Source organism: Salinicoccus jeotgali, from assembly GCF_039538805.1.
GTDB lineage: Bacteria > Bacillota > Bacilli > Staphylococcales > Salinicoccaceae > Salinicoccus > Salinicoccus jeotgali.
In genome coordinates this window covers 1-23,129 of record NZ_BAABCK010000002.1, presented here as the reverse complement: position 1 = coordinate 23,129, position 23,129 = coordinate 1, and the positions used below count along the sequence as shown (strand labels likewise).

General features: G+C 48.1%; 25 protein-coding genes. 14 read left to right on the top strand and 11 right to left on the bottom strand.

Annotation, left to right across the window (positions count from 1 at the left end; genetic code table 11):
• The first annotated feature begins 5 nt into the window (after nt 1–5).
• Together exaC and ABD734_RS00215 are read left to right on the top strand one after the other, a co-directional pair.
• Nucleotides 6–1,526, top strand: a complete 1,521-nt coding sequence (gene exaC / locus ABD734_RS00220; protein WP_344700608.1) for an acetaldehyde dehydrogenase ExaC — start codon at nt 6–8, stop codon at nt 1,524–1,526.
• Nucleotides 1,527–1,877, top strand: coding sequence for a DUF779 domain-containing protein (locus ABD734_RS00215; protein WP_344700607.1), 351 nt, complete (start codon nt 1,527–1,529; stop codon nt 1,875–1,877).
• Between the two features lie 78 nt (nt 1,878–1,955).
• On the opposite strand, the gene ABD734_RS00210 is transcribed toward ABD734_RS00215, so the two are convergent.
• Nucleotides 1,956–2,261: a thiamine-binding protein gene (locus ABD734_RS00210; RefSeq protein ID WP_344700606.1), complete on the bottom strand. Its 306-nt coding sequence runs from the start codon at nt 2,259–2,261 to the stop codon at nt 1,956–1,958.
• Between the two features lie 97 nt (nt 2,262–2,358).
• Between ABD734_RS00210 and ABD734_RS00205 the strand changes: the two genes are divergently transcribed.
• A complete protein-coding gene (locus ABD734_RS00205; RefSeq protein WP_344700605.1) occupies nt 2,359–2,532 on the top strand; it encodes a hypothetical protein in 174 nt (57 codons plus the stop codon).
• A gap of 31 nt (nt 2,533–2,563) precedes the next feature.
• Here the strand turns inward: ABD734_RS00205 and ABD734_RS00200 are convergent, their stop codons facing one another.
• The 6 genes from ABD734_RS00200 to ABD734_RS00175 all read right to left on the bottom strand — a co-directional run bounded on the left by ABD734_RS00200 (nt 2,564) and on the right by ABD734_RS00175 (nt 8,077).
• A complete protein-coding gene (locus ABD734_RS00200) occupies nt 2,564–3,436 on the bottom strand; it encodes a DNA-3-methyladenine glycosylase family protein (protein ID WP_344700604.1) in 873 nt (290 codons plus the stop codon).
• Nucleotides 3,433–4,299, bottom strand: a complete 867-nt coding sequence (locus tag ABD734_RS00195; protein ID WP_344700603.1) for a peptidoglycan DD-metalloendopeptidase family protein — start codon at nt 4,297–4,299, stop codon at nt 3,433–3,435. Before ABD734_RS00195 ends, ABD734_RS00200 begins: the two co-directional genes overlap by 4 nt.
• A 28-nt stretch (nt 4,300–4,327) precedes the next feature.
• Nucleotides 4,328–5,248 (bottom strand): ABC transporter substrate-binding protein, encoded by a 921-nt coding sequence (locus tag ABD734_RS00190; RefSeq protein WP_344700602.1) that lies wholly within the window; start codon nt 5,246–5,248, stop codon nt 4,328–4,330.
• A gap of 95 nt (nt 5,249–5,343) precedes the next feature.
• On the bottom strand, nt 5,344–5,745 hold the full coding sequence (locus ABD734_RS00185; protein ID WP_344700601.1) for a PH domain-containing protein: 402 nt from the start codon (nt 5,743–5,745) through the stop codon (nt 5,344–5,346).
• A 25-nt stretch (nt 5,746–5,770) separates the two neighbouring features.
• On the bottom strand, nt 5,771–6,319 hold the full coding sequence (locus ABD734_RS00180) for a VanZ family protein (protein WP_344700600.1): 549 nt from the start codon (nt 6,317–6,319) through the stop codon (nt 5,771–5,773).
• A gap of 18 nt (nt 6,320–6,337) precedes the next feature.
• Nucleotides 6,338–8,077, bottom strand: coding sequence for an ABC transporter ATP-binding protein (locus ABD734_RS00175; RefSeq protein ID WP_344700599.1), 1,740 nt, complete (start codon nt 8,075–8,077; stop codon nt 6,338–6,340).
• Nucleotides 8,078–8,182: 105 nt separating this feature from the next.
• Here ABD734_RS00175 and ABD734_RS00170 point away from each other — a divergent pair, with 105 nt between their 5' ends.
• A complete protein-coding gene (locus ABD734_RS00170) occupies nt 8,183–9,079 on the top strand; it encodes an ABC transporter ATP-binding protein (protein WP_344700598.1) in 897 nt (298 codons plus the stop codon).
• Nucleotides 9,076–10,308, top strand: a complete 1,233-nt coding sequence (locus ABD734_RS00165; protein ID WP_344700597.1) for an ABC transporter permease — start codon at nt 9,076–9,078, stop codon at nt 10,306–10,308. Before ABD734_RS00170 ends, ABD734_RS00165 begins: the two co-directional genes overlap by 4 nt.
• 54 nt (nt 10,309–10,362) lie before the next feature.
• Here ABD734_RS00165 and ABD734_RS00160 read toward each other — a convergent pair whose 3' ends face one another.
• The 4 genes from ABD734_RS00160 to ABD734_RS00145 all read right to left on the bottom strand — a co-directional run bounded on the left by ABD734_RS00160 (nt 10,363) and on the right by ABD734_RS00145 (nt 14,109).
• A complete protein-coding gene (locus tag ABD734_RS00160) occupies nt 10,363–11,910 on the bottom strand; it encodes a glutamate synthase-related protein (protein ID WP_344700596.1) in 1,548 nt (515 codons plus the stop codon).
• A gap of 190 nt (nt 11,911–12,100) precedes the next feature.
• Nucleotides 12,101–12,769 (bottom strand): peptide-methionine (S)-S-oxide reductase MsrA, encoded by a 669-nt coding sequence (locus ABD734_RS00155; protein ID WP_344700595.1) that lies wholly within the window; start codon nt 12,767–12,769, stop codon nt 12,101–12,103.
• Nucleotides 12,766–13,491, bottom strand: a complete 726-nt coding sequence (gene nagB, locus ABD734_RS00150) for a glucosamine-6-phosphate deaminase (RefSeq protein ID WP_344700594.1) — start codon at nt 13,489–13,491, stop codon at nt 12,766–12,768. Before nagB ends, ABD734_RS00155 begins: the two co-directional genes overlap by 4 nt.
• 18 nt (nt 13,492–13,509) lie before the next feature.
• Nucleotides 13,510–14,109 carry a pyroglutamyl-peptidase I gene (locus ABD734_RS00145; RefSeq protein WP_344700593.1) on the bottom strand — a complete coding sequence of 200 codons (600 nt, stop codon included), beginning with the start codon at nt 14,107–14,109 and terminating at the stop codon, nt 13,510–13,512.
• A gap of 180 nt (nt 14,110–14,289) precedes the next feature.
• Between ABD734_RS00145 and ABD734_RS00140 the strand changes: the two genes are divergently transcribed.
• The 9 genes from ABD734_RS00140 (at nt 14,290) to ABD734_RS00100 (ending at nt 22,687) form a co-directional block, all read left to right on the top strand.
• Complete coding sequence (locus tag ABD734_RS00140) at nt 14,290–14,751, top strand: DUF2243 domain-containing protein (protein ID WP_344700592.1); 462 nt, start codon at nt 14,290–14,292, stop codon at nt 14,749–14,751.
• Between the two features lie 2 nt (nt 14,752–14,753).
• Nucleotides 14,754–15,530, top strand: coding sequence for a cytochrome c oxidase assembly protein (locus tag ABD734_RS00135; RefSeq protein WP_344700591.1), 777 nt, complete (start codon nt 14,754–14,756; stop codon nt 15,528–15,530).
• Nucleotides 15,531–15,679: 149 nt separating this feature from the next.
• Complete coding sequence (locus ABD734_RS00130; RefSeq protein ID WP_344700590.1) at nt 15,680–16,639, top strand: AAA family ATPase; 960 nt, start codon at nt 15,680–15,682, stop codon at nt 16,637–16,639.
• Nucleotides 16,629–17,831 carry a DUF58 domain-containing protein gene (locus tag ABD734_RS00125; protein ID WP_344700589.1) on the top strand — a complete coding sequence of 401 codons (1,203 nt, stop codon included), beginning with the start codon at nt 16,629–16,631 and terminating at the stop codon, nt 17,829–17,831. The genes ABD734_RS00130 and ABD734_RS00125 overlap by 11 nt, the downstream gene beginning before the upstream one ends.
• Nucleotides 17,828–19,027, top strand: coding sequence for a P-loop NTPase family protein (locus tag ABD734_RS00120; RefSeq protein ID WP_344700588.1), 1,200 nt, complete (start codon nt 17,828–17,830; stop codon nt 19,025–19,027). The genes ABD734_RS00125 and ABD734_RS00120 overlap by 4 nt, the downstream gene beginning before the upstream one ends.
• 156 nt (nt 19,028–19,183) lie before the next feature.
• Nucleotides 19,184–19,816 (top strand): superoxide dismutase family protein, encoded by a 633-nt coding sequence (locus ABD734_RS00115; protein WP_344700587.1) that lies wholly within the window; start codon nt 19,184–19,186, stop codon nt 19,814–19,816.
• A 203-nt stretch (nt 19,817–20,019) separates the two neighbouring features.
• Entirely contained in the window at nt 20,020–20,649 is a 630-nt protein-coding gene (locus ABD734_RS00110; RefSeq protein WP_344700586.1) for a YkyA family protein, read from the top strand.
• Nucleotides 20,650–21,519: a polysaccharide deacetylase family protein gene (locus ABD734_RS00105; RefSeq protein WP_344700585.1), complete on the top strand. Its 870-nt coding sequence runs from the start codon at nt 20,650–20,652 to the stop codon at nt 21,517–21,519.
• Entirely contained in the window at nt 21,509–22,687 is a 1,179-nt protein-coding gene (locus ABD734_RS00100) for a putative glycoside hydrolase (protein WP_344700584.1), read from the top strand. The genes ABD734_RS00105 and ABD734_RS00100 overlap by 11 nt, the downstream gene beginning before the upstream one ends.
• Nucleotides 22,688–23,129: the final 442 nt, after the last annotated feature.

Here is a 23,129-nt window from a genome sequence, read left to right as displayed (position 1 = left end):
TGGCAATGGCATTCGATTTTCCACATAAAAAAGATGCTCAATACAAGATCAATACGCAGTATGAAAACTTCATCGGCGGTGAATGGGTACCGCCTGTAAAAGGGGATTATTTCGAAAATGAATCACCGGTCATCGGTGAGAAGGTATCCAAAGTACCCCGCTCGACGAAAGAAGATATAGATAAAGCTGTAGAAGCTGCACATAAAGCACATGCAGAATGGGGATTGACCTCACCTACGGAACGGAGCAATGTCCTGCTCCGGATAGCAGACCGCGTGGAACAGAACCTGGAGGAACTGGCGGTACTTGAAACATTCGAGAATGGTAAGGCTGTGCGTGAAACATTGAATGCCGACCTGCCCCTCGTGGTCGATCATTTCAGATATTTTGCAGGCGCAATACGCGCACAAGAAGGCGGCATATCGCAAATCGACAACGATACGGTAGCCTATCATTTCCATGAGCCACTTGGCGTGGTCGGTCAGATCATCCCGTGGAACTTCCCGCTTCTGATGGCATCCTGGAAACTTGCACCGGCCCTTGCCGCTGGTAACTGTGTCGTGCTGAAGCCGGCAGAACAGACGCCTTCCACCATTCTTCATCTGATGGAACTGATCAGTGATATCGTACCAAAAGGTGTCATCAACGTAGTTAACGGCTTTGGTTCAGAAGCTGGCCAGGCACTTGCGACACACGATAAGGTCAACAAGCTTGCGTTTACAGGAGAGACAACAACTGGCCGTATCATCATGCAGAATGCCAGTCAGAACATCATTCCGGTTACACTGGAACTCGGTGGTAAATCACCTAACATATTCGCCAAAGACCTTATGGATGAAGATGATGACTTCCTGGACAAGGCGATTGAAGGCCTCGTCATGTTCGCCCTGAATCAGGGTGAAGTCTGTACTTGTCCTTCTCGCGCAATCGTCCACGAAGATATATACGATGCCTTCATGGAACGGGTCATCAGCCGTGTTGAACAGATAAAGGTCGGCAACCCGCTTGACGAGAATACGATGATGGGTGCACAGACTTCCAAGGAGCAGAAAGAAAAAATCAGTTCCTACCTCGATATTGGTAGGAAAGAAGGGGCAGAACTATTGACCGGTGGCAACATCAAAGAAGTTGACGGGGATATCGCTGGCGGTTATTATTTCGAACCTACCATATTCAAAGGCAATAATAAGATGCGCATTTTCCAAGAAGAAATATTCGGTCCCGTGCTCGCCGTAACGACTTATAAAGATGATGCTGAAGCACTCGAAATCGCGAACGACACGCTCTACGGCCTAGGTGCAGGTGTATGGACACGCTCACAAAACAAGGCCTACAGATTCGGTCGCGGTATCCAGGCGGGACGCGTATGGGTGAATACGTACCATGATTATCCTGCGCATGCTGCATTCGGTGGATATAAGATGAGCGGTATCGGCCGCGAAAACCACCTTATGATGCTCAGTCATTATCAGCAGACGAAAAATCTGCTCGTCAGCTACGATGAATCACCAAAAGGATTTTTCTAAATGCCTGAACTAAAAGCAATAGATGCCACCGAAGCGGCAAAAGAACTGATCAGGGATCTGAAGAAAGAGCACGGAGATCTCATATTTCACCAATCCGGTGGATGCTGTGACGGTTCCAGTCCCATGTGCTTGAAGGAAGGCACCATGATCATTGGTGATGCGGATGTCAAGCTCGGTGAGATAGAAGGCGTTCCTTTTTATATGCATCGTAGGCAGTATGAGTATTGGAAACATACCAGTCTAACGCTTGATGTCGTAGAAGGCATCGGCGGCATGTTCAGCGTCGAAGGACCGCGCGGTGTGCGCTTCCACATCCGGAGTGAACCAATTGACAGTACAGAATCATCCTGATCGACACGAAGCAAATCTGTCGATCCAATAAAGAAGGACGAAGGCTTATAAGCCTTCGTCCTTCTTTATCATCGAATATTACTCTTCATCATCAAATTCATAGTAATCGGAAAGAACGTTCTTGATTTCAATCTTCTCTTCCGACTGGACCAATTTAATGTTTGATACGACTGTATCGCAGCCTTCTTGAGCCAGATGGCCATTAAGTTTCTTGACCAGTTTCAGCAGTTCATCGATGTCACCTTCAACTGTCGTTTCCATCGGCCCGATGAAATGCGTCAACTCACTATTTTCGATCAACTCGATTGCACCCTTAACATGAGAGAATGCATCGCTTGTATTTGGATGATGGGGAAGCAACTGTATGCTCATGATATAATTCATCCTGTCACCTCCTTTTCAATATTTAGTTCCGATTTTATGATACCATTATAAAAAAGGGTTTCAAAGAAACCCGCGTTTATATCGAAGGAGCTTTCATATGAGCAAAAACACATTCAAATGGTTGAACTTCACTTTGACTATCATCGCCCTATTTGCCATCTATGTGTTCCTCGATGGTATCATCGATCCATCAATGCATGGCTTTATGTTGATCGGCCTGATAATAGCTGGTCTGGTTTCGCTTGTGCTTGTACTGCGCAATGAATCCTGAAAAATCCCGCCTTTTTATGGCGGGATTTTGTCTAGAATAGTATATGCCACATGTAGAGCGTCGCATAGGCACCATAATCGCCCCAGTCTTCAATGACCGATGCGATATACGCTTTATCGGGCCGCTCTTCTAATCCATCGGTCAGTCTAATTGCGTTGCGTAATCCTGCATCCCCAATCGGCACAGCGTTCCTGTACTTAAGGGTACGCATCAGAACAGTGTTGGCGCTCCACGGCCCGATCCCTTTGAAGCTGGTCATATATTTCAATACTGTATCATAATCACCCATATCAAGGAGCTTCCCTTTTGACAGCTCCCCATTCTTAACCCCTGCCGCGCATAATCCCAGGTACTCGGCCTTCCTATAGGAGACCTGCATGCCACGTAACGTCTCCGGATCAAGCGACGACAATTCCTCCGAAGTCGGCATCAGCCAATACTTCTGTCCCTCATATTCGACATGATGCCCAAAATGTTCCACTATCCGACGCTTTAGTATATATGCAAATGCCATGTTGATCTGCTGGCCAAGAACTGCCCACATGAGTGCTTCCATGATGTCCGGTTTACAGGTCATGCGATAGCCTGTACGTGCCTCTATAATCTGTGACAATCGCGGATCTGCTTCTGCAAATCGATAAAATGCCTCCAAGTCGTAATCAAGATCGAGCCAGTCAACTACATACTCCCTGATATGTTCTTCCTTGACGCCTTCATTGTAGAGTATAACGACGGAGACCGCATCCCTGCTCTGCTCCGTGACCTCAAACAGCACTGCTTTTTTATCAATATGGACTGCTCGCCTCAACTTGCCTTCATGCGCTTCATAGAGGCAATCATCCTGCTTGGCCATGAAATCATAGGTCATCGCATAGTTGAATGGTCCATTCGCTTCTATCCTCATCGTCTGACCCGTCCTTTCACCGTATCTCCCTGCCTTGGTTCCTGACCATCAGCGAATTGGATTCTAATGGCATTTGCCCTATCAGGATCAGCATGATCCATCACATGGAAATGGAGATGCGGGGTATCCGAAGCCCCGCTGTTGCCGCATTGGGCAAGGGGCTCACCGACTTCTACATGGTCGCCTTCTTTTACTGTGATGGAGTGTTTTCTGAGGTGAGCAAGCATGGTGTATTCGTCATACTCGTGGGATAGGATGATATAGTTTCCCTCAGGCTTCGACATATCTGGGCGACCGGGCAGATTGTCTGCTACGCCATCAGTCACATGTATCACCGTGCCACTGCGCGGCGCTGTCACTGCTGAACCGAATGCGTGGTATGCCTCGTTCTTCCCTTCATCATCGCTGTGGGATTGCCCATCTTTTTTTCTGATGAAATCGTAGGCATAGCGTTGGTGGGCATACGGATAATGATAGTTCAGGAACAGATCATTCCCACCCCATAGCACGAACCACTCCGCTTCGAACGGCAGATGATAGGCATTGATCGACAGTTCGCGGTCTGTCTCATATTTCTCGTACACATCGAATTGGATGCCGATGATTGTTTCATCCTCGTCAAAAGCGACTGTAATCATGCGCTCTTTTGCTTCATCCAGCCATTGATATCTGTGTATGCCGGCTTCAAGGGAGTTTTGTAGGTTCAGTGTGAATTGCCTGCCATCCTGGAAATCATTGGCTGCAGCGACGAAAGTGTCCAGATCCATCTGATTTTGGAATGTTGCCGCGGTCTGGCTGTATATGGCTTCAAAATTACCTTCTGAAAAATGACCGCCAAATGCTTCGGGTGATAGGTTTGACATGATGCATCTCCTTTCAATACTGCAGTGCTCATTTGACTTTGTTGATGATCTCTTCAGCCTGATGCTTGACTGAGGAAAGATCGTTAAGCCTGTAGCTGTCGTAATCCTGCATGATGACTTGTGCTTCGCTGATGCCCGCCTGTTCTGCGATGTCTGCGCGCATTTCGTCATCCTTATCTTTGACGTTGACGAATAGATAGTCGGTATCATATGCCCCAATCGCGTCCAATTCGATCGGCAACGGTCCCTCCTCCAATGCCTCTTTAAGTGCTTCGTCCATGCTGAAATCGAGCACGTCGTACACCGCTTCAGTACCGAAGGCGGAAAACTCGCCACGGATGATATACCCTTCCGCCTCTTTAGTCAGGACGATCGCCTTTTTACCGTTTGCCATATCGCCTGCGCTCCGCTGGATGCGTGTCATCTCTTCAAGCCACCCATCACCGATGTTTTGTGCTTTTTCCTGTTTATCCAGGATGACGCCGAGGTTATACAATTGCGTCAGATAAAGGCGCTCCCTGAAGGGACTGAAGATTGAAGTGCTGTAGCTGATCTGCACTGTTGGGGCAATCGATTGGTAGTCTTCTATGTACGCGTCGGGCGCATAGGTGATGATCAGGTCCGGTTCCACGGCTTTGATTCCTTCGATATCACCGTGTTCCAACAGAGTGATTTCAGGATCTATCTTCTCTTCAGCAAGCCACGTATCTGCAACCACGTCACCCACACCTGCAACATCGGCATCCAACAGTTCCGCGTTGCCGACATCTACACCGCGCAGCAGCACGACGCGCTCTGGATTTGCTGGTACTTCAATCTCTTCCGTGTGTTCGGTCACGATCTGTCTCGTCGCTCCATCTTCTGAGACGCCCGTCTCCCTGAAGCCGCTGCATGCCGAGACCAAGAGCATCGTAACGATGAGCAATAGTCTGATTTTCATCTTATGCATCTTCCATCCTTCCTCTGATCCCTTTCATTATACATGAATGGATTTTACAGGGGAAACCAAAAAGGACAGGCATAAGGGATAAGCCCTTCTGCCTGTCACACTGCGTTTTCTTCATGACTCACGGAAATTTCTTCATCCAGTTTCAGCCTTTTCGCCCTATATCTGTAGATGAAGTCGAGAAATTTATCCAGCTTACCGTCTGATACACTTTTCATGCTGATGACGATCTCGTTGCCAATCCATATATGGATGATGTTGCCGACCAGCAGCAGATTTTCGGTCGTGATGCCGGTGATATCCTTGTACTCGACAGCGTGGGTCTCAATTTCCTCTGTCCGCTTCAGTTTGATGAACAGCCTGTGCGTCGTAGGTATGATGCCGCCGTGGAAGGAGTGGTGACCGTCCTTCTCGTATTCTACAGTACCGATCAGTTCCGGGCCGACGACTTCATCTTCGTAAAGTGTCATATCATCGAGATCTTTTAATCTGTTATGCATAAACATACCCCCAGATTGTTTATAATCATTTACCCTTCCTGACTCTATTATAAACTATTCCGAATTTTAAGACAATGACCCCGGCCAACATTCCTATGATGCCGCCCAATGTATTCAATATGACATCATCCACGTTGGAGATGCGACCGATCGGTAATGCATACTGCAGAAATTCTATAGCGGCTGAGAACAAGAAGGCAAAGAATACAGTGATGATCTCCTGGCGGATAATCAAAAACAGAAAGAAGCCAAACGGCACGAATAACAGGATGTTCATGCCGATCGAGTTGATGATCGCATAGTCAGCTGCATATTCGAATGTATCCAGAATACTGTAGAACGGTACCAGCTGAGTGACCTTTTCAGGATTCGAACTTGGCAGCAGGGTCAACAGCAGGGTACCGATTATCGACAACATCAGACCGATGAAGATCAAGTAGTGCACTTTCTTGTTTAGAGTATCAAGTTTGCGTCCAGTTCTTCTATTGATGGAGAGCGTCATGAAGATGATCAGGAACGAGAGCAGTATAAATATCGGAATGATTGATTGGAACGCTTCAAACAGCTTTGACATATATTACCCCCTGCCTCTTCATCCAAATTGTTGTTCTGTAAATGTTTTATACATATCATGCGATGCCATCAATTCCTGATGGGTACCGCTGCCGGTGATGCGGCCTGCTTCGAGGAAAAAGATCCGATCCGAATTGACGACGGTCGACAACCTGTGTGCAATGACCAGCACAGTCCGTCCTGCCATCAAGTCATCAAGTGCTTCCTGCACATATTTCTCGGAACGGGAATCCAGGCTGGCTGTCGCCTCATCCAGCATCAATAATTCAGGATCCTTCAAAAATGCCCGCGCGATGCCGATGCGCTGACGCTGACCACCTGAGAGGCGGATGCCCCGTTCCCCGACCTCGGTATCGAGTCCGTCTTCAAGCTGGTCGATGAACTCATCCGAGTAGGAACGGCTTACCGCAAGTGCGACTTCTTCCTCAGTATACTCCGCTGCCTCAAGGCCATAGGTGATATTGTCCCGGATTGTTCCGGATATGATCGCACTTTCCTGTGCCACGTAGCCGATATTGCGCCTCAGTACAGGGAGCGGGATATTGCGGATATCCACCCCATCTATACTGATGCTGCCGCTATCGATATCATAATACCGCTCGATCAGTGAAAATATGGTCGATTTGCCGCTGCCGCTCGGCCCCACAAATGCGACCTTCTGGTTGGGTTCAGCCTTCAGGCTGACATCTACAAGCACCGGCGTCGACGCGTCATATCCAAATCCGACATTGTCAAATGTCAGCGTTCCGAATTCAGGCGTCTCGCCGGCGGATTCATTTTTCTCTTCTTCCATGCCAAGTATCGTGATGATGCGGTCCGTCGCCCCAAGCGCCTTATTGTATTCGGTGAAGAACATGGCGAACATCGTCATCGGCATGATGATCTGGAACAAGTACAGCAGGAACGCAACAAGCGTACCGATCGAAAGTGTCCCCTCCGATACCCTCAATCCGCCGTAAGCGATGATCAGGATGATGACGAACATCATGACAGTGCTCATGATCGGCGACAAGAAAGCGTTTATCTTCGCTTCCTTCATGCCAAATTCGAATAATCTGCCGATGCCCGCCTTTCCTTTTTCACGTTCATAGCGCTCCCCGTTGAATGCCTTCACAAGGCGCATCTCACCCAAAGTCTCCTGGATCAGACCTGTAAACGATGCCGTCTCATCCTGAAGTGCCCGTGATATGCGGCCCATCCGCCGGCCAAGGGGCAGTATGATCACGATGGATATCGGGACTGCGATGAACATTATGAGCGACATGCGCCAATCCAGTATGAAAAGGATGACCACTGCCCCGATGATTGAAATGATGCCGCTGATCAGCTGGGGGAAATGGCGGGTGATCAAGTCTTTTATGATTGCAGTGTCGTTGACGACTCTGCTGACTGACTCACCGCTCTTCGTCCGGTCGAAATACGGGATCGGCAGTTTAAGGAACTTATGCCACACACGTTCCCTGAGTCCCATGATGATCGTCTGGCCGATATGCGCCAATATGTAGTAGGACACTCCGTCGAGTACGGCACTTATGAGGAAGACACCGATGATTATGCCGATCAGCATCCCTGAAATCATCTCTGGACTGTAGCCATCGATGAATTGCTGCGTCAATAGAGGCACGATCAGCGACCCGATTGTGCCGAACAAAGTCAGCACCATGCCAATGATGAAAAGCCGCCTGTTCAGATCCGTCTGCCTGAGGAGTGCCGTGAAATCACGGAATGTGGCCCGGTCTTCCTGATTTTTCTTTGCCATCCTTTAATCATCCTTCCAAATTGTTTCCAACTGTTACAGTATATATTACTAAATCATTTTGCTCTATGATAAACTATTTTTATATCATACAAAGGGGGAACGTCAATGACTTTGGAACTTTCAGGGTTATCCAAAAACTTCAATGGGGAACCAGCAGTCGATCATATCGATCTCAATGTACCGACAGGCAGCATGTATGGATTTTTAGGGGGGAACGGGGCCGGTAAAACAACTACTTTCCGCATGATCCTCGGCCTGCTCCAGCCAAGTGAAGGGCATATCACCTACAACGGTGAAAAGATCGACTACAATGTAACCAATCAGATCGGCTACCTGCCTGAGGAACGTGGCCTGCATCCAAAATTGAAGGTGGATGAACAGATCCGCTACCTTGGACAGCTCAAGGGGATGTCGAAGCAGGATGTCGATAAACGGCTCGATGAATGGCTTGAACGCTTCGAAGTGCCGGAGAACCGGACGAAGCGCATTGAAAAGCTGTCAAAAGGCAACCAGCAGAAAATCCAGCTCATCGCCTCGATTATCCATGACCCGAAACTCATCATACTCGATGAACCTTTCAGCGGCCTCGATCCAGTCAACGTTGAAATATTGAAGAATGCAGTCAAAGAACTCAACAGCCGCGGTGCCACCATCATCTTCAGCACACACCGCATGGAACATGTTGAAGAGCTGTGTGAATCCATGTGCATCCTGAACAAGGGGCGTCAGGTCGTCAGCGGCAGGATCGACGAAATACGCAAAGACTTCGGCCAAAAGGAAATCATCATCGAAGGTGAACATGACATCTCTTTCCTAAAGGACATGTCTGGAGTCATCGACATGAAACAGATACGCAACAGATACATATTGAAGATTGAAGATGAGAGCTATGCGGAGCCGATTTTCAATGAAATCGTCAAACTTGGCTACTTCAAGCGTTTTCAGGTCAACGAACCATCGATCAACGACATTTTCATTTCAAAGGTGGGTTATGGGATATGAGTAAATTTCTGGCGACTTTCCTGCAGACCTATTCCTCCAAAATACGTGCAAAATCCTTCATCATCAGCACGTTGATCATAGTGCTTGTGATCTTCATCGGGGCGAACTTCGATAAGATAATCGACTTCTTCGATTCATCTGAAGAAGTAACGGCCGTCAAAGTAGAAGGTGATGAAGCAATCTATAGCCAATTCAAAGGCACGATGGACGCGCTCGATTCAGGTATACCTGTGGAACCTTATGAAGGCGATGTGGGTAGTGCGGAAGTGCACCTTTCAATCGAAGATACAGCACCTTTAGCGGTCACCCTCCACAGTGATAATGAAATTCCATCCGAACAGGTCAATAAAATCGAAACCGCACTCGGTCAGGTTCAGCGCAGCAATACCATCATGGCACTCAACTTGTCCGAGGAAGAAGCAGAGCGTCTGAACGCAACCCCTGACATCAGTTATGATATCGCTTCAGAAAGCGGTTCAGCGGATGAAGGAAGCCCAGCATCAGACGACGTGCCCGACATCAATCCATTGAACGCTGTAGTCTTCTACGTCACAGTAATCGTCATGTTTTTCATCATCATCAACTATGCCAGTCAGATCGGCACTGAGGTTGCGATGGAGAAGACTTCGCGCGTCATCGAGATGATTGTATCAAGCGTACCACCGGTCACCCATCTTTTGGCGAAGATCAGCGCAATGATTCTGGTCAGCCTGACCCAACTGTTCATATTCCTCTTGGCCATCGTTGCTGCAGTCTGGATTTTCGACTTCGGCAACATCATAGGTGACCTTGGATTGGAAGCGAATGAGCAGACGGTGACGCTGATTGTATATTCCGGCATCTATCTTGTGCTTGGCCTTGTGCTCTATCTATCACTCTCTGCGATGCTTGGTTCATTCATCAGCCGCATGGAAGACTTGCAGCAGGCGCTGCTGCCGGTGACGATGCTTGCCCTCGGTGGCTTCTATATCGCCATCTTCAACATCTGGGGTGAAGCGGACAACATGCTCGTCAAAGTTTCGAGTTTCTTCCCACTGTTCACGCCATTTGTCATGCCGCTCCGTGCAATGAATGCTGAGACAAGTCAGATGACACTGCTCATCGGCGTCGTTATCCTGATTGTTTCGATTGCGCTCGCAATCATACTGGCTGCAAGCATCTACCGCAACAGTGTCCTGTCGACTTCCGGCGGGATATTCAAGAACTTGAAACGCATACGGAAAGAATAAAAGACAGCTCAATTTTGAGCTGTCTTTTCATATGTTTTAAGCGAGGCACACTGTTCACCTACCGTGCACCTTAAATTGGTCCTTATAGATGAGGTGTTCTTTAGTGAATTTTGTTGGCGAATCAATACCGGCTATCGCTGCCAGATCAAATAACCCTTCCCTCAGTGAAATCAGGTAATTACATACACGGTACTTCTTCTCTTCGATATCGAGCGCCTGCTCTAATTTCGGATCGGTGGTCGCTACTCCGACCGGGCATGTATTCGTATGACATTTATGCGTTCTGATGCACCCTGTACTCATCATGAAGCCACGTGCGATATTCACCAGGTCGGCACCCATGGCAAGGGCCATCGCAACCTTATCCGGCGTCACAAGTTGACCGGAGGCAATGATCAGCGTGCGCTCCCGGAGGCCATATTTTTCAAGCAGCTGGTCCATATAGGGCAAGGCTGCAAATGTCGGCAAACCCACAGAAGCAGCCAGTTCATAATACGTTGCTCCTGAACCACCATTACCGCCGTCGATGGTTATAAAGTCAGGGATGATATCTTTTTCCTTCATGACCTTCACCATGTCTTCCACTTCCGCTTCATTACCGACACTCAGTTTTATACCTACTGGTTTTCCACCGACTTCCCGCATCTCGCTCAGAAAATCGAGTAGTTCACCAGTGTTTCTGATGTTTTCGAAACGGTTGGGGCTGTCAACGGTTTGCCAAGGATGAAGGTTGCGGATTTCTGCTATTTCTTCAGTGACCTTATTCGCCGCTACGTGGCCTCCCCGGGGCTTCGCACCTTGCGCAAGCTTCAGTTCGAATGCCTTCACCTTCTCCTTGCCCGCTTTATTCCTGAACTCTTCCCAGGAAAACTCTCCGTTTTTGGTGCGGACCCCAAAAAGCCCTGAACTGATCTGCATGATCAGATCGACATCCCCTTTTTCATGGTAGGGCGACACGCTGCCTTCACCGGTGTTCATCCATGTACCGCCGGCCATGCCGAGCCCTTTCGACAGTGCTGTTATGGCATGACTGCCGAGCGACCCAAAACTCATTGCGGACTGTCCAATGAGTCCTTTGACCCGAAATGGTTCCGCAACTGTGTTACGGCCGATCACGATGGCATCCTCATCACTCAATAGATACGGATCAATCTTCTCGTCATGGCGATGTTCATCACGGCTGATCAGTCCTTCTTGGGTGATCTGATATAATTTCGTCTCCACTTTTCTGCTCTGATCGATCTTAAGTTCACTATGCTGCAGCGGAAACATCTTATTGACAAGATATAGGCCAGGTTTCTCGAAATCCCTATCTGAGCCGAATCCTATCATCCTGTCTTTATATTTTGCCGCTTTATTGACGAAGACGAACTCATTCCGGTTGAATGGCCTGTCTTCACTGTCGTTGTTATAGAAATATTGACGCATCTCTGGTCCTATCATCTCAAGTATGTACCGCATTTTCCCGAGCACCGGATAATTCCTGAGTATGGAGTGTTGGGTCTGACGCTTATCCACAAAATACAAATAGCCAAAAATCACCAGCGGCGTAAAAAAGACGATGGCCAGTAACAGAACGATTATAATAAGTAATGTGTTCATGGTTATCCCCCCCTACTCTATATTCTTCCATTATAATACTTAGAATTCAATATGATTTATAGTGTGGCTCACCCTCAGTGGATAGATGTCTGTAAAGCTCTCTTAAGTGGATATGTACAAAAAACCCTTTCACCATGAAATCATGATGAAGGGTTCGATAAAGCAGTGATGCACATAAGTCGCCAGCCACTTACCATCTAAGGCCGGACAATATTGATTTCAGCTCATTTCGTGCATGGAGCGGAAGGGGCCAACGGCTGATTTCGGCGAGGAGCTCCACCCGTCCGACATGCCCGCCAACCAGTCCATTCAACCTCGTTGCGAATGTGGAATCCATCAGTTCGGATTCATCCTCAATCAAAAAATCAATCTGCGACAATGCTCCTGGATGACGCTTCAAGTAATATTTCTGATGCCGTGTTTCGGCAGGAGTGAAATTCGTGAACTGAATGATTTCCGTTTTGATGGACGCACCGGTTGCCGCTTCCATTTCATCTTTTACTTCCCTAGCAGAAGCTGCCTGGCCATCTCCCCGGACACATAACAGGGAAATATATTGCCGTCCTTTGTAGGCGGGGAGATCACTTTTATGGTTGCGCCAGAAGTGGCGCAGAATGTCTGCATAGGAAATGATGTTTGGATCATAATCCACTTCAACCATTTCTGTATGGTCACCCATATTACGGTAGGTTGGATTCGGCGTTGTGCCGCCGGCATATCCTGTACGCGTCCTCAACACACCGTGAAGCGCCCCGAACCGGGCATCCGGCCCCCAGAAGCATCCCATGCCAAGGGTTACAGTATCGGATCCGGATCCGGACCACCCACTTTCAAGTTCATGCAATGTAAGTGGCGTCACAATTTACCAATGGCCGCTTCATCTGCCAGCACAGTGACATCATCATGGCGCTGCAGCACGGTTGCAGGCATATCCTCGGATTCCTCTCCATTGATCATGCCATCGATCGCTGCCGCTTTACCTTCTCCAGACGCGATCAGCAGAATTGATTTTGCATCCATAATGGTATCGAGCCCCATACTGATGGCACGCGTCGGCACCTCTTCAATCGTATTGAAGAAGCGGGCGTTGTCCTTGATTGTCGTTTCTGCCAGGTCGACCACATGGGTTCTGGAATCGAACGCAGTGCCAGGCTCATTGAATGCGATATGCCCATTGCGTCCAATGCCGAGCAGCTGAAGATCGACCCCGCCAATTTCTTCGAGCATACGGTCGTAGCGCTTCACTTCCGCATCAAGATCTGTTGCTGCGCCATCCGGGATGAATGTATTTTCCGGTGGAATCGAGACATGGTCAAAGAAGATGTTCTTCATATAATGGTGATAGCTTTGTGGATGGTCACTTGCCAGACCGACATATTCATCGAGATTGACGGTATAGACATGGGATAGGTCTACACTATTCTCGTTCAGCATCTCTGCTAAAATTTCATACATCTTTTCTGGAGTGGAGCCAGTCGCCAGGCCCAGCACCACACGATCGGAATTGACGATCTTATCATATATAGCCTCTGCTGTTTTTTGACTCATCTCATTATAATTTTCTACGCGTTCCAGTTTCATTGTTGATCCTCCTGATTTTCATTTAATATTTTTAATGATATGTTCAACCGCATCGTTGATATCCTGCTGTGACCAGCTTGGTATGTTGAGCTCACTGCCAATCTCATGGTGGGCCGGCACATGGATGAAACCTGCTTTGACGTCCTTTTGCTGGCGCTTCAATATATAAAGCGTCGTATACATGAGCATATTGCACAGATAGGTGCCTGCTGAGTTTGAAATGCGTGCCGATACCATGGCGGATTTCAGGGCTGATTCAAGCTTCTTGATCGGCAATGTTGAAAAAAGACCGTCAGGACCACTCTCCTCTATCTTCTCTCCGTCAGGCTCGAATCCCGTGTTGTCCGGACGGCCATCCATGCAGTTGACGGCGATGCGTTCAATGTCGATGGTATGCCGCCCGCCGGCAAGCCCGAGGTTAATTATCGCATCCGGTGCATATTCTTCGATATCTTCTGCAGCCTTCGCACTAAGCGTTTTAAATTCCACCGGATAGACACGTCCCACTATATGGAACCCTCCGATCTCCTTCCCATCAAAATATTCGACGGCTGAGCCTGTTGGATTTTCCTTGAATTTCAAAAATGGTTCAAAACCGGTAAGGAGCAGTGTCTGCATTCATACCATCCTTTCAATTTCCTTTTTCGCTTCTACTATACCAAAGATGAAAGTAAACGCCTACAAAATAAGTATCCCCCTACATGACACAGCTTATCTTTTATTGTTTACTCCAAGGTTATCTCATGAAGAATGCGGGTATTTTAATTGAAACTCTTTTCAGATAACGGAGGACGGATAATGAACTACAAAAAGCAATCCAGTTTCAAGGGCCAAACTGCATGGTCCGGCCTGTTATTTGGCATCGGTCTGATGGCGCTTGTCGATGAAATCATTTTTCACCAGTTGCTGCAATGGCATCATTTCTATGATTGGGATACCCCATTCATTGGAATCATGTCGGATGGATTACTCAACGCATTCGGACTTTTTGCGCTGGTCGCAGGGCTATTCATGTTCGCGGATCTAAAACGCAAACAAGCCATCTCCCTCAGGCGATGGGCGAGCCCCGTCTTCATCGGGCTCGCTGGTTTCCAGCTGTTCGATGGCATCATCAACCATAAGCTTCTGCAGATTCATCAAGTCCGCTATAATGTCGACATCCTGCCGTATGATCTTGCCTGGAACATTTTCGGCGTCATTCTGCTGACTATCGGTCTCCTGCTGCTTTATACAGAAAAACGCGGTGGGAGGTCTAATTAAGTATGCATGCCATGGATAATATGTCGTCGTTCCTCGTGTTTGAAGCCGCAGCGGCTTGCTTGATGTTGGGGGCACTCATCATTTACCCGGCGCTGATGCATCGTGCCAATAAAACACACCGCAGATGGCCCTTACATCGCCCCGTCTTCTGGGCACTGGGTGTTTTGGCTGCAGCAGCGGCACTGGTGGGTCCCCTTGCCCAGCTTTCCCATAGCGACTTCACCGTCCATATGCTCGGGCACCTTCTGCTTGGCATGCTCGCCCCGCTCCTTATGCTGATGGCCAAGCCGATGACTCTGCTGATGCGTGCACTCGATGTCCGGCATGCACGCAGGTTGAGCAGAATCTTAAACTCCAAGTATGTGCACTTCATCAGTAATCCTGCAGTGGCTTCGTTACTTAATATCGGCGGCCTCTTCCTCATCTACAAGACCGGGTTGTTTACAGCAATGCATACATCCGCCTGGCTGTTTGCACTGATTCATCTGCATGTCTTCCTTGCCGGCTACCTATTCACGATGTCGATAGTCTACATCGACATCACCACACGCCGCTACAGTTTCATATACCGGGCAGCCGTGCTCATCATTGCGCTTGGCTTCCATAAAATACTGTCAAAACTGATCTATGCCGCACCACCTGAAGGCGTGCCACAAGCTGAGGGTGAGACCGGTGCCATGCTGATGTATTACGGCGGTGATGTCATAGACCTGGCCCTGATCATCATACTGTGCAGCCAGCGGTATCAGTCACGGTCACCGAAACCGGCAGTACGATAAAACTTTAAAAAGAATCACCCACCTCAAGGAGCCACCTCCTATTACTGACTTTTAAGGTTTAAAACATTCCCTATCATAATTAATTTCAAAATATTGTATATTTTGAAGGCAACCTTTAAAATGACAGTAATGAGACAAGGGGGAATATTATGAATATAAAGGAAAAGCTTGATGCATTTAAGAATGAAGTCGGTAAAGTGATGGTCGGACAGGAAAAAGTAGCGGAACTCATATTTGTAAGTCTGCTGCAGAGAGGGCACATCCTATTCGAGAGCGTGCCCGGAACAGGTAAGACCATGTTGTCGAAGACAGTGGCCCAAGCGGTCGGCGGCACATTCAAGCGCATACAGTTCACACCCGATATACTGCCGTCCGACATTACAGGACTTAACATCTATAATCCGAAAACGCAGGAATTCGAATTGCGCATCGGACCGGTCGACACCAACATACTGCTCGCTGATGAAATCAACCGGGCAACACCAAGGACCCAGTCCGCCCTACTTGAAGTAATGGGCGAAAAACAAGTCACAATCGACGGCGAGCGCATCAATATCGAGGAGCCATTCATCGTCCTGGCCACCCAAAACCCGATTGAATCCAGCCAAGGGAACTTCGATCTGCCTGAAGCCCAGCTCGACCGTTTCCTGATGAAGATAGACCTCGGCTACCCCTCCCGGGAAGAAGAGAAGATGATGCTCGGTCTCCATGGCCACACCCATCCGTTGGATGCCGTTACACCCATATTTACAAAAGATGAAATCGTCGCGCTGCAGGATGAATTATCGGAAGTTGAAGTGAATGATACTATACAGGATTACATTCTTGACTTGATACATATGACACGGGAACATGAGCATGTCGAAATCGGCGTCTCACCGCGCGGCACACTTGCGTTGGTCCAAGCCGCCAAAGGGGTTGCACTCGTAAGGGGACGAGATTATGTCATCCCTGAGGACATCAAGTATATAGCACCGTTCGTCATCAGCCATCGTCTCGTTTTGAACATCGAAGGCAGCACTCTCACCACCCCGGCAATCATCGCGCAGGAGGTTATCGCCACCCTGGAAGTCCCGGTCGAATATGGAGTGGTAAGAAATGAAGTTTAAAGCAGATTTCAAGGATTCCCGGGCAATGAGTTTTTTTATTGGAGCCGCCATCATCCTGTTCCTGCTGAACGTATTTTATACCATCAACTTGAACGCCATGCTCATCGCCTCACTCGGCCTCTTCATCTCATTTGCATTGCTGAATCATCTATATGAAACGCACATGCCAAAAAAGCTCAAAGTTGAAATAATCGATAAAGAAATGCGCATGTATAAAAGTCAAGGGGGAAAAATGCGCATCAAGATTGTGCAAGAGGGGATGCTTCCGATACTTGACGGCCAGCTAAGCATTACAGCCCGCGACAATATCCGGTTCGATGAAGAACACAATAACGGTACCCGGCATCATACCATGACTTCAGTCCGCTTCACGGTGATGCCGAGAAGTTCAACCGTCATTGAAATCCCGTTTGTCGGGCATGCCAGAGGCGTCAGTAAGATTATAGGCGCCAGAATGGAGATCCCCAGGATCTTTGGCTTCAGCACCTTCGAACTCAAGCAGAGCGGCACCGTAAATCATGAAATCATCGTCTATCCGGATCGATATGCCACCCACAACGACCAGATGGCGACCCCGCCCATCCAGGGCAGTTTCCAGCAAAAAAACGCGCTGTTCAATGACCCAATGCTGACGACGGGGACGCGGGAATACTTGCCGCAGGACAGTATGCGGGATATCCATTGGAAAGCGTCTGCCCGAACAGGAGGGCTGCAGACGAAGCGCTATGAAAAGACGACGAAAGTCACTTGGATGATTCTGATCAATCTGCAATCCGATGTCTCATATATGCCGCCCGAGAACATTGAAACCATCTTCGAGAAGATTGCGTTCATCACCAGTCAGGCTGCCGAAAACGGCATCCCCTATAAGATCATCTCGAACATGGTCACTTTCGACAACCGCTCTTTCTTCAGTCTTGAAGAGGGCAGCGGCGCCCGCCACTATAAAAGAACTCTAGAAGCGCTATCACGCATCAATACAGTCACCTATACCGTGCCTTTCGAGCGGTTTTTGAAGCATGTGCGCCTGCATGAAGAGATTCCTGCCCATGTCATTTTTACAGGAAAGGCAGATGCAGCCATCGAGGCTGAATTATCGATGTTCAGAGCAAAGGGCGCACACATATTCCAATTGGATACCCACGGCGTCGCCCCTTTTGAAGCCCACGGCGTCAGGGGGGTGTCGGTATGAGCCGGATGAAATATAATCTTGGACTCGCCCACACCTACTTCACCGATATGTTCCCGCTGCTGTTCGTTATAGTGCTGATCAATGTCCACAACAACAAGGCGCCCCTTGTGCTGCCGTTTGTGGCTTTAGTCGCAGCCGCTTTAATCGTAAGCTTCCTTATTGTCGGGCGAGTGGATATGAACCGCCTGTATTTCATGTTGCCTGTGTTGCTTGCGGCCGCATTCCTATTTGGTTTCAACTGGTTGGCCGCACTCCTCACCGCCTACATCCCGATACTCCGGCTCGAATATCTACACGATGATTCTAAAGGGACACCGTCGCCTGCTGCACTCATCACGACCTTCCTTCTGCTGATCGGCACAAACCTTATCGGTACCTCAGAAGCAATCGCCCACACCCAGCTCTTCCATGGCATATTCCTTGGTCTGCTGCTGTTCTTCTTCATCGGCAGGCTGATGGTCCACCTTATCGGCAATGGGTATGCCGCCACAAGGAACATCTCGATACTCCTTATGGCAGCAGGCACATTTATAGTGCTCGGAGGTATCTTCAGCCTCATCTACAATTATGCAGCCTTCGCCATGAAATATTTGGTGGTACTGCTTTTAAACGGTATGATATTCCTCCTCCGCCCCCTCTTTAACGCACTTGAAGATGTCGAATTGGAAATGCCGAAGATGGAGTCTGAAGAACAATCTGCTGAAGAAGGAGAATCGGTACAGGAACAGCTTGAGCAGGGCACCACATTCAACCATGTGCCATTCGACACAATTATGATGATTCTACTTGCGGTGGCCATCATTGTCGGGCTCTATATCTACTACAGGAAAAGGGAACAGCCTACTGCTGAGGAGTCATCTGCACACACTTCCGCCAATGCATCGGTTTCACATTCTTCATTGCCGGAACATAAAAAGGTGAAAGCACCGGATGACCGCGTCAGAAAGGTATACTTCAATTTCGAGAAATGGTTGGCTTCAAAGGGCATGGGACGATACCGCAATGAAACGATAGAAGAATGGATCGATCGCCTAGAGCTCTACACGCTCATCGACCAGGATCGGCTCGACACCTATATGGAAACGCGCTACAGGAGCCAGGATGCAACCCATAAGGACTATATGGCATATAAAGATAATATACGAGTCATGAAAAAAGCCATAAACAGCCATGTGAAGGGCCGCAAAGTTGATTGATCATTCTGAAATCATAAGGCTTTCGATAGATGTCACCCAACCAACTATGTTAAGGTGAACGTGTAATATGCAAAATGCATCATCATTGTTCCCCCGCCAGTTGGTTTAGAGCTTCAATTTCAACGTCTAAAAACACTATCGAAAGGAGCATGTATCATGATGAAGCGCTGGCCGATACTACTACTTATTGCAGGACTGCTGTTGGTGATCAGCGCGTGCAGCGGAAATGAGGAAGGCAGTTCAGATGACACCAGTCAGGAGACTGATGAGGCGACAACAGAAAGTACTGAAGAAAGCACCGAAGAGAGCGCCAGTTCAAATGGCGAAGAGATGACCGTTCCCCTAAAGGATGCTGACGGTGAGGAAGTTGCTGAAGCAACATTGACACCTGCCGAAGCTGGTGTCACGGTCACACTGACCGGTGACGGAGTGGCAGACGGAGAAGGAGAACATGGGTTCCACGTCCATGAAAAAGGCGTATGTGAAGCACCCGATTTCAAATCAGCCAGTGGCCATTACAACCCTAATGACGCCAATCACGGTAAAGAAGATCCGGACGGCCCCCACGCAGGCGATTTCGATAACGTAAAGACCGACTCCAATGGAAACTTGGAAGAAACAGAGTTTACGACAGATCAGATCAGCCTGGATGAAGAGGCAGCTAATACCGTGATGACTAAAGACGGTACTGCCCTTGTCATCCATGAAAAGGCGGATGATTATTCAACGCAGCCTTCTGGTGATGCAGGAGATCGTATCGCATGTGGTGTAATCGCCGAGCCTAAATAGCCCACAGCTCAAATAAGCACGCAATGGTACCATATGTCGCCATCCCCTTCAGCGTTAGGCTGAAGGGGTTTTTCTATTGAACAGTTGAATCACCCCCTTCCCCCTACTTCTTCAAAAAATTTTCTAGGAATATATATAGGTAATATATGAAAAATGAATATAGAGTGTTATCCTGAGAGATAATAATAGAAAGGAGCTGCCTTATGACACGTTACATACGCTATACAACAGGGGCACTGTTGTTTTTTCTTCTGGCTGGCTGCAGCAGCCCGGAAGACCAGTTGAAGACGACGATCGAGCAGACTGATGAAGTGAAGGCTGAAATCACCGAAAACCTTCAGTCATTGAATGATCTCGACGCAAAAATGCAATCCGTATTTACTGATAGCCTTGAAGAGGATCCATTCAAGGCTGAGGATTCAGCGCTCGCGGACAACCGCAGCAAACGTTCCGATAAGCTACAGGCGCTTGAAGACAACACCGAAACATTCATCTCCAAGCAAGAAAACCTGGAATCGATTGAATTACCATCCGAGGATTCGGAACTCCATGATGATTATAAGACAGTCCAGGAGGCATATGGTACCCTCCGTTCCCACCTGGAATCTTTCACTGAAAATTATCAAGGTGCACTGGACACTCAAAAATCCGTCTTCGAGACATTAGCATCGGAAGATGCAGACTTCAAGGCACTGGAAAATGGAATCGAGGACATCAATGAGGCTTACGACCCTGTACAAAAGGAATATTCTGCGCTCGACGAGGCACTTATCAATCTGGAAGATGCGCATCAGGCCGCTCTGGCCACTTTCGAAGAAAGCGGGGAGAATTGATTGGAACATGTAAAATATACATTCATAACTTTACTGCTTGTTTTTCTCGTCGGCTGCGGCAATGAAGACACTTCAAATGATGATGCACAATCTGAGGCAAAAGATACAGAGGAGATGAGCGAATCTAAAGAGGAGGCAACTTCATCGTCTAATGCTTCAGAAGATGCCAACGAAGAAGAGAGTGAAGAGCAGGCTGATGCGTCATCCACGGCAAAGCAGGCCTATTATGTGGACCCGGCTTCCTACCGCATCTTGCCGCTCGATGATGACGCATCCCGTGTGGCGCTATTGACTATAGATGACGCGCCGGATCAGCACGCACTCGAGATGGCCGAAACATTGAAGAAACATGACGCGCCGGCCATATTCTTCGTCAATGGCATGTACCTCAATACGGAGGAAGGCAAAGATACGCTCCAAAAGATTTATGATATGGGGTTCGAAATCGGTAACCATACGATGACACACGCGAACTTAAGCAATCTGGACCCACAAGCAACGGTTGATGAAATCATCCCGGTCAACGATATGGTCGAAGAGATCACCGGAGAACGCCCACGCTTCTTCAGAGCACCGTTTGGCGTCAACACCGATGCTTCGATCCAGGTGACTGAAGATGAAGATATGACATTGATGAACTGGACATACGGTTATGACTGGGAAGCCGAGTACCAGGACGCAGATGCCCTCGCTGATATCATGGTCAATACCGAACTGCTCGATGACGGGGCCAACCTGTTGATGCATGACCGAACGTGGACAAAGGATGCCCTTTCAGAAATCATCTCCGGATTAAGGGCGAAAGAATACGAATTGATCGATCCGGCTAATATCCAAAGTGCAAGGGAGGAAGACGCAGATGAAGAGTAAAGTGATGCTTTTATGTTTGATCCTTGGTCTGATGATGCCAATTACGGCTAAAGCGGAAGGCTTGAACCTGAATGAAGGGCCTCTGCTTAAAATGCCGGAAACCATACCTGATAAATTTTCATACGATAGCGGCGTCGATATTCCCTACCCAGAAGACGGCGTTAAAGGTATTTTCGTCACAGGCTATTCCGCCGGAGGTGAACGCATGTCGAATCTTGTATCGCTCCTCAACGATACAGACTTGAATGCAATGGTCGTCGATGTCAAGGAAGACGCCGGAAACATCATGATGCCGCTGGAAGGCGCAAGTGAAATGGCCCAGGAAAATATGCAGAATTACGTCGATCCGGATCAGTTGATGGAGACGATGGACTCCGAATCCATCTACCCCATTGCACGCATCGTCGCATTCAAGGATTCCAACCTGGCCAAGGCCCGCCCAGATCTATCATTCACCCACGATGATGGCACCGTCTGGAAAAATGGGCGCGGCGAGAGTTTCGTCAACCCATTCCTGAAAGAAGTGTGGGATTATAATGTGGATATTGCGATCCAAGCTGCCAAGCTCGGTTTCAAAGACATCCAGTTCGACTATGTTCGTTTCCCGGAAGGGTTTGAACACCGTGCCGACTCCTTAAACTACGATGCAGCAGAATACGATGACGGGAATGATGATGATGTCCAGCAGCGCGTCAATGCCGTCACCGACTTCGTCGAATATGCCCGCGAAAAGCTTAAACCCTACAATGTTGATGTTTCAGTCGACATTTTCGGCTATGCTGCTACAGTACCGGAAGCACCTGGAATCGGACAGAACTTTTCGAAGATATCCAATAATGTCGATGTCATCTCATCCATGATCTATCCCAGCCACTGGGGCCCGGGAGATTTTGGCTTCCAGACACCTGACCTTGAACCATACGGCGTCATCGACTCCTATATGGAAGTCGAAAATGAGGTCTTGGATTCCCTTGATTCCCCACCACTCTCCAGACCATGGATCCAGGATTTCACTGCCTCCTACTTGGGTGCCGGCAACTATCTGAATTATGGCGTCGATGAATTGGAAGCCCAGATCCAGGCACTCCATGACAACGGTGTCGATGAATTCCTCCTGTGGGATGCAACCAATAACTATACAAGAGGCGTGGATTACACCCCTGAATGATGATCGAGTTCAGTCCGAATAGATGTTAAAGAATAAAAATATCTCTCCAGTCTTTTTAGATCAGAGAGATATTTTTATATCGTCAACCTTCATTATTATTTAAGTCCTCCCGATACAGAAGTTGTTTTTTATGTGCTTGTGGGGCATCGATTACTTCATTAGTCTTCGAAAGAGATTCTTAGGCACCCAGAAGTGTTTCTAATTCATCCAATATCCAATTCGGTTCTGTTATATCTGTGTCCACTGACCTTTTCCGAAAAGTTGCGCTAACACCTGACTATTTCCAATTCACTAAACAGACCTTCTAGGTTTCATCTTCTTCTAAAAACTCATGTATTTTCAATTAATATAGACAATGATTAGTACACTGGTTTTTGGACTCAATTTATATGAATAAAGGACGATCTCATGCATACATAAAATCGTCCAATTAACGGTCGTT

What these genes read in the sequence shown, in the direction of transcription:
- ABD734_RS00195 (WP_344700603.1), bottom strand. Translation starts at nt 4,299, where the DNA reads ATGTCAAACCTATCACCCGAAGCATTTGGCGGTCATTTTTCAGAAGGT.
- ABD734_RS00205 (WP_344700605.1), top strand. Translation starts at nt 2,359, where the DNA reads ATGAGCAAAAACACATTCAAATGGTTGAACTTCACTTTGACTATCATC.
- ABD734_RS00135 (WP_344700591.1), top strand. Translation starts at nt 14,754, where the DNA reads ATGCATGCCATGGATAATATGTCGTCGTTCCTCGTGTTTGAAGCCGCA.
- ABD734_RS00100 (WP_344700584.1), top strand. Translation starts at nt 21,509, where the DNA reads ATGAAGAGTAAAGTGATGCTTTTATGTTTGATCCTTGGTCTGATGATG.
- ABD734_RS00115 (WP_344700587.1), top strand. Translation starts at nt 19,184, where the DNA reads ATGATGAAGCGCTGGCCGATACTACTACTTATTGCAGGACTGCTGTTG.
- ABD734_RS00130 (WP_344700590.1), top strand. Translation starts at nt 15,680, where the DNA reads ATGAATATAAAGGAAAAGCTTGATGCATTTAAGAATGAAGTCGGTAAA.
- exaC (WP_344700608.1), top strand. Translation starts at nt 6, where the DNA reads ATGGCATTCGATTTTCCACATAAAAAAGATGCTCAATACAAGATCAAT.
- ABD734_RS00200 (WP_344700604.1), bottom strand. Translation starts at nt 3,436, where the DNA reads ATGAGGATAGAAGCGAATGGACCATTCAACTATGCGATGACCTATGAT.
- ABD734_RS00175 (WP_344700599.1), bottom strand. Translation starts at nt 8,077, where the DNA reads ATGGCAAAGAAAAATCAGGAAGACCGGGCCACATTCCGTGATTTCACG.
- ABD734_RS00170 (WP_344700598.1), top strand. Translation starts at nt 8,183, where the DNA reads ATGACTTTGGAACTTTCAGGGTTATCCAAAAACTTCAATGGGGAACCA.
- ABD734_RS00210 (WP_344700606.1), bottom strand. Translation starts at nt 2,261, where the DNA reads ATGAATTATATCATGAGCATACAGTTGCTTCCCCATCATCCAAATACA.
- nagB (WP_344700594.1), bottom strand. Translation starts at nt 13,491, where the DNA reads ATGAAACTGGAACGCGTAGAAAATTATAATGAGATGAGTCAAAAAACA.
- ABD734_RS00180 (WP_344700600.1), bottom strand. Translation starts at nt 6,319, where the DNA reads ATGTCAAAGCTGTTTGAAGCGTTCCAATCAATCATTCCGATATTTATA.
- ABD734_RS00125 (WP_344700589.1), top strand. Translation starts at nt 16,629, where the DNA reads ATGAAGTTTAAAGCAGATTTCAAGGATTCCCGGGCAATGAGTTTTTTT.
- ABD734_RS00110 (WP_344700586.1), top strand. Translation starts at nt 20,020, where the DNA reads ATGACACGTTACATACGCTATACAACAGGGGCACTGTTGTTTTTTCTT.
- ABD734_RS00185 (WP_344700601.1), bottom strand. Translation starts at nt 5,745, where the DNA reads ATGCATAACAGATTAAAAGATCTCGATGATATGACACTTTACGAAGAT.
- ABD734_RS00120 (WP_344700588.1), top strand. Translation starts at nt 17,828, where the DNA reads ATGAGCCGGATGAAATATAATCTTGGACTCGCCCACACCTACTTCACC.
- ABD734_RS00215 (WP_344700607.1), top strand. Translation starts at nt 1,527, where the DNA reads ATGCCTGAACTAAAAGCAATAGATGCCACCGAAGCGGCAAAAGAACTG.
- ABD734_RS00190 (WP_344700602.1), bottom strand. Translation starts at nt 5,248, where the DNA reads ATGCATAAGATGAAAATCAGACTATTGCTCATCGTTACGATGCTCTTG.
- ABD734_RS00140 (WP_344700592.1), top strand. Translation starts at nt 14,290, where the DNA reads ATGAACTACAAAAAGCAATCCAGTTTCAAGGGCCAAACTGCATGGTCC.
- ABD734_RS00145 (WP_344700593.1), bottom strand. Translation starts at nt 14,109, where the DNA reads ATGCAGACACTGCTCCTTACCGGTTTTGAACCATTTTTGAAATTCAAG.
- ABD734_RS00165 (WP_344700597.1), top strand. Translation starts at nt 9,076, where the DNA reads ATGAGTAAATTTCTGGCGACTTTCCTGCAGACCTATTCCTCCAAAATA.
- ABD734_RS00160 (WP_344700596.1), bottom strand. Translation starts at nt 11,910, where the DNA reads ATGAACACATTACTTATTATAATCGTTCTGTTACTGGCCATCGTCTTT.